Below are 568 nucleotides of genomic sequence, written 5' to 3'. Positions count from 1 at the left end.
CAACGGCTTGCGTACCGCTTTCTTCCGGACAGGAGGGGTAGCCTGCGGATCGGCTTCGGTTTCGGCCGCACCTTCCTCGGCCAGCAGATCTTCCAGTCGGGTCTCGAGCTGTTCAATCTGTCGATCCAGCCTCTCGGACTTCTGGCCAAACTGCATCCGCCTCAGCTTTGAGATCTGCAGATTTAGCTGCTCGATCTCCATGGAGCGGACCGCCAAGGCCCGTTCCATGAGTGCGATCGATTCCCGCTGTGCCAACACCAAGGCCTTCAGGGCCTCAATGTCGTCGGGGAGATCGCTGGGGTCGATTGGCATGCGCGGCAGTTTACGCACATGCCGCAAGGTTTACAACACCGACAGTGGCGGCCAAGTGCGCTCGGGCTGCTTCCAGTTGATCCCCTCCAGCAGCATCGACAACTGCGCTTGCGTCAGGTGGATCTTGCCGCTGTCGGCCTGCGGCCAGACGAAACGTCCACGCTCCAGGCGCTTGTAACTCACCTCGGAATGCAGACCTTCCCGCCGCTTCGACGCAGCTTGTCCGCATAACCCACCCGTTCCACCCGTTCAGCGG

At 61.3% G+C, this 568-nt stretch carries 2 protein-coding genes; both read right to left on the bottom strand.

The features are described from left to right. On the bottom strand, positions 1 to 312 hold a 312-nt coding region (locus ACYP5B_RS26050; RefSeq protein WP_459571627.1), incomplete at its 3' end, for a transposase domain-containing protein. A gap of 30 nt (positions 313 to 342) precedes the next feature. Further along, on the bottom strand, positions 343 to 495 hold the full coding sequence (gene tnpB / locus ACYP5B_RS26045) for an IS66 family insertion sequence element accessory protein TnpB (protein ID WP_459571626.1): 153 nt from the start codon (positions 493 to 495) through the stop codon (positions 343 to 345). Positions 496 to 568 lie beyond the last annotated feature (73 nt).

It is taken from the genome of Cupriavidus sp. 8B, from assembly GCF_054589115.1.
Note: the sequence above shows the minus strand (reverse complement) of the source record. Positions and strands in the feature narration are given on the sequence as shown.